At 34.8% G+C, this 563-nt stretch carries 1 protein-coding gene; it reads left to right on the forward strand.

Annotated elements, in window-relative coordinates; all coding sequences use genetic code 11:
- Positions 1-442, forward strand: a 442-nt coding sequence (locus ACFINC_RS11785; RefSeq protein ID WP_375617313.1) for an NUDIX domain-containing protein, incomplete at its 5' end; no start/stop codon positions are given.
- Positions 443-563 lie beyond the last annotated feature (121 nt).

The following is a 563-nucleotide window of genomic DNA, read 5'->3' on the forward strand; positions in this document are numbered from 1 at the left end:
CTGCCCTCTTCAAAGTTTATGCAAAGCGGAAAAGATGCAACAAACAGAAGCTTTTCCAGTCAAAGCTCCTAAAAAAGAACGCCCTTTAAAAACAGCTGTTGCTTTTGTGGTCCTTAATAAAAAGAGACAAATTTATTTAGAAAAAAGACAGACACAAAAACTCCTTGGCGGAATGACCCAAATTCCTAATAATATTGGTATAAACAACGAACATGGACTTCAAAATGCACCCTTTACTGCCAATTGGCAATTCAAAGGACAAATTACCCATGTTTTTACTCACTTTTCTCTAAAGCTCGATGTTTACTATACTGACGATCCTCATGAAATAAATCGTGAAAATGGTTGGTGGTGTAATATTCAACATCTTGCCAACGAAGCGCTTCCTACTGTTATGAAAAAAGCCATCGCCATAGCTCTTCCCAATTCTTTTAGATTTTAATAACCTTCCCTATAAAACTTTTTCTCACAAAAACTTGTGCTATCTCTAGCGACCATTTCCTTCTCTGTAAAAGAAAAATTTAAGGAAGTAAAATGATCTATTTTTTCTACAGATAAGAATT

It is taken from the genome of Bartonella sp. AP58NXGY, assembly GCF_042195785.1.
In the GTDB taxonomy this organism is placed as follows: domain Bacteria; phylum Pseudomonadota; class Alphaproteobacteria; order Rhizobiales; family Rhizobiaceae; genus Bartonella.